General features: G+C 47.3%; 3 protein-coding genes and 1 pseudogene. All 4 read left to right on the forward strand.

The window, feature by feature from the left end; genetic code table 11:
* A pseudogene (locus QZ735_RS13360) lies at positions 1–268 on the forward strand (PKD domain-containing protein); the annotation flags it as partial.
* A 45-nt stretch (positions 269–313) separates the two neighbouring features.
* Positions 314–2,713, forward strand: coding sequence for a type VI secretion system protein TssR domain-containing protein (gene tssR / locus QZ735_RS13365; RefSeq protein WP_294249312.1), 2,400 nt, complete (start codon positions 314–316; stop codon positions 2,711–2,713).
* A gap of 94 nt (positions 2,714–2,807) precedes the next feature.
* Positions 2,808–3,311 carry a DUF4280 domain-containing protein gene (locus QZ735_RS13370; RefSeq protein WP_294249314.1) on the forward strand — a complete coding sequence of 168 codons (504 nt, stop codon included), beginning with the start codon at positions 2,808–2,810 and terminating at the stop codon, positions 3,309–3,311.
* A gap of 21 nt (positions 3,312–3,332) precedes the next feature.
* The coding region (locus tag QZ735_RS13375; protein WP_294249315.1) for a hypothetical protein at positions 3,333–4,237 on the forward strand (905 nt) is incomplete at its 3' end.

Genomic DNA, 4,237 nt, shown 5'->3' on the forward strand with positions numbered 1-4,237 from the left:
TGAAAAGATCGACAATGACTTCAAGTATCACCTGCAGCAGATTGCAAATGGCAACAGTTTCAATATGCATTACAATTACCTGCTGAGAACTTATTTATGCAACAATGAAAATACGGTAGTCAAGGTAAGTGACAGCAAAGTCAATAATTTTTATATGTACTGTGCAGGGCTTCAGTTTGACAAAGGTGTGATCATCCAGACGGTAAAAGTAAATTTCGATGATGCCCAGAACTGTGTAACCAAAGTAGACATCAACCAAAGCAAATAAGCGTCCGTTTCTCAGGACTTCACCCACCATAAAATATAAATCAGGATGAAAAATAAACTTCCTCTAGCTGCCTATTATATCGGGATTTCTGTACTGCTCACTGCGTGCCAGGTAAAACTGCCGTCCAGAAAAACCCCCGAGCCCACTCATTACGGACAGGTGGATACCTCACCGGTTGTAAATGGTTTTCCTAAAAAATCCGTTCCGTGGATCGCCATTTCAGACCGCGCAAAAAACACGGCCTATCTGGATAAAAGTGACGAAAAATCATACAAGGAAATTAAATTCCTGGAACCGCTGATGGTTCTGAAGCACCGGGATGGCATGGTAAAGGTGGCAGAATATATTCCGGATGCACTGATGAAAAAAGTTTCTTCCAAGCAGATCAAAACCTACGGCTGGATACCGGAATCCGATCTCCTGCTCTGGACCAACTCTCTGAAAGGCGAGAAGACAGGCTTCCCTGTAAAGGTAGCGGTGGTTCCGAGCAACAGCGAAGTGATCAGGAACTCTGAAAGATATTATAAAAACGATTCCATTATGGTATTCAATTCACCCAGCCTGATTGAACAGGCAGACGTGAAAATCCCGAACGGACAGATCGTATATGTGTATAAGCAGGCAGAAAACAACAAACGGTTCCTGGTAGGCAGAAAGCCTGCTGTTGATATCGACAGCATTGGTACAGGCCTGTACGGATGGGTGAGTTCAAACGTTATCTCTTCGTGGGGAGAACGCTCGGCCGTGAAAATGAAAAATGATACAGGGATCACGGAAACGGCATTGGGAATTCACGAAGGATATCCCGGTAAAAGTGAATCCGAGAACAAAGCTGCCGTTCTTCTGACGGATGTCACTAAACGGACCCCCCTGGAAAATATTTTTCCGGTGACCCTGCCGCTGACTGAACCGCCGGCACCGGATTCCAAGACCAAGTATTTTACCAATATTCTTGATTACAGTAAAAATTACGTTTTCAATGTATTGGGTGAGCCTATTTATTTTGACCGCTACCGGGAGATCACGGAAAAGAATAAAAACATCAATATTGTCTTTGCACTCGATATCAGTGCGCCGAATGCGCCTTATGCCCCGATTGTAAAATCCCTGCTTCAGGACCTGCAGCTCAGGTTTGAAAAGCCTTCCTATTTCAGCCAGGTAAAATACGGCGTAGTACTCTACAAAAATAACTCATGCGGCGACAATGTAGCTGTTTCAGGATTAAATAACGACTACAGTAAAATCACTACCTTTATCGATCAGAAGTCCAACGAGATGAACTGCATCAGCAACAGCGGGTACCAGCCGGTAAACGAAGGACTGATGGCGGCAGGAAACCTCCTGTCCACAGTTCCTGATGAAACCAATATCGTTATCACGGTAGGAACCTCTTCCGGCCAGAGCGGGAATATGTACGGGGTGATCAATTCCCTTACCCAGGCACAGGCCAGGCTGATCATGTTCCAGACCAGTGCCAGATCAGCGGATACCTACAACGATTTCGTGCTGATGGCAGAAAATGTGGTCACCAATACGGCAAAGAATATTGCCGAACTGAAGAAGCAGAAAATCATCAACCAGAATGATGTCCTCACGAAAAACAACTTTAACCTGGTGGAAGGCGATGAGGGCTTTTTCTCTCTCGATTATCCCAAGCAGAGCATGTCCCAGGGATTTGTGATCTTCCCTAAAAAAGGCGATATTGCCACGCCGGGATACCTCAAAAAGTCGGTGGACAGCCTGATTGCCCAGGTGACACTGGATAATACTACGCTTGATAAGTCGCTGAACGATTATTTCCATTCTTCGGTAGGAGCGGGAAGAACCGATGTCGACCTGAAGTACAAATACCTGTATCCCGGACTGACGAATCCGGTTCCTGCAGGCATTGCCGCCCAGCTGATCAATTACGGAAACCCTTTTCTGGTGAAAGGCTACATCCCGAAAGAACTTAAGGATTTCAAGCCCGGACTGGAAAAAGGAATTCTGATTTCCGAAGCCGAGTATGACAACCTGAAATTATTCTACACGGAAGTCTACCGGAATACGGGGGCCGAAAGAGCCGATTTCAGCCAGTCGAAAGCCATTAACGAATACATGAAGCTGCTGAAAAAATATAATCCGACGCTTCAGTTTCTGGATAAAAGCGAGCTTTACAAGCAGCCGATGTCCTATGCGGTTGGGGTAAGTACCGGATTCGATCTTTCTGAGGAAGAGCTGATGTCCAAATATATGCTGAAAGGCTGGAAAAAATCAAAGATCGTGACCAACGAGACCGTACGGTCCTATTTTAAGAACTATAAAGCCCTTGCAGACCGGATGCTATCCCACAGGAACGATCCTGCCGTGAAAATCCAGCAGAACGGGCAGACCTTCTACTGGCTGAACGAATATTTTATGCCGACCCTGATGCCGGTGGAACAGCCGGAATATACGAAGCACTAATGTGTTATCAATAGTAAAAAGCAGAAATAACTTCTGCTTTTTTTATTTTTTAACAACTAATTTTTTATCTTTGGTTTATCCAAATCCCGGTATTATGTCAAAGCAATCCTCACCGCATGACGGCAAACACTTTGTCGTACAGAAAGGTAAAGCCCAGTGTAACCAGGGTGACCAGTTTCCGCAGTTTAAAGTGACTTCCCATCAGAAACATTTCTGGAATGATTCTGACGGCAGTTCTGATTTCCTCGGCGTTACGGAAGACGATCTCCAGTTCACGCCTTCGGGGCCCAGTTTCGGAAAATGTAAGCTGGAGCCGTCCTCCGGCGGCAATCTGCCATGCTCGTACGCACCGGCCGGAAAATGGCAGAAAACCTATGATAAAGTAAAAATCATGGATAAGAAGATCGTTACGGAGTTCTCCGAACTGCAATGCACCGTAGGAGGAAAAATCACCGTTCAGGATCATGGGCAACGCGGCCAGATGAGCAAGAAGAATGTAAAAAATGCCGACAATAAGACCATTCAGCATATCAATCCGCTGGTCAGCATGCAGGATTTTAAGGAAACAGCTCTGGAAAGTGATATCGACGCTTATTAATCCGATCTAAAAAACATTTCCATGTCTAAAAAAGGAGTTTCAAGAATTTCAGGGAATCCCGCACCGAAAATCGGTGAGCAGACTACATATATGGTAGCGGACTGGTACCCGGCTACTCCGGCCGGTGAACGGAACCCTGCCGCCGTCACCTGGGAGCTTTTCAAAAAACGGCCCGACGGCAGCTTTACGACCACCAATATCAGGAAGCAGGGAAGCGGCAGTTTTACCTTCGGGGAAGTTGCTGCAAAAAACACCTACCGTCTGGAAGCCTATCTCCATGAGTCGGAAGGAAGCGGTCCCACCACCATCGATATTACGCCGCAGCCGGCCGGGATTCCGAGAATAAACAAAGTGGAGCTGCGCTATGTGGACGATTCCCCGGGAAGCGTTTTCAGCTACCGGGAAAAACTGGTTGCTCAGGCAAAGTCAGTGAACCTTGTTGGCGAAAAACTGCTGTTTACGCTTTGGGAAGATGATGCGAAGGGAGACGGTCACCAGGCCGGAAACCTTTTTGTCGACAGCCGGCAGGCTGTTGTGGACCGTACCGGTACGGCCACTGCTGAATTCATTCTTACAAAAGCCCTGATGCAGAAAGCCCTGAAAGGGGAAACGGATCCCCGGCAGCTGGAATTCTACGTTACCGTGGAATATTATCAGAATAAGAAGCATGCTACCGGAAACGTAAACGTGCAGAACCCGGACTACCGCCCGCCTGCGAAGCCTGCTGCTCCGCCCGTTGCTCCGAAAAGCAATGCACCGGCTGCAAAACCTGCCGCTCCTTCAAAAGCCCCGGGCTCACCGGCTGCTTCCAAACCGGCCTCGCAGAAAGAAGAGAAAGGCATTGTGGATTCCATCACCGAATCCGTAAGGAACACCTGGAACGAACTCTGGGACTGGGCCGAATCCAAAGGTACCGTAAAGCCGGA

This window comes from uncultured Chryseobacterium sp., from assembly GCF_913776365.1.
In the GTDB taxonomy this organism is placed as follows: domain Bacteria; phylum Bacteroidota; class Bacteroidia; order Flavobacteriales; family Weeksellaceae; genus Chryseobacterium.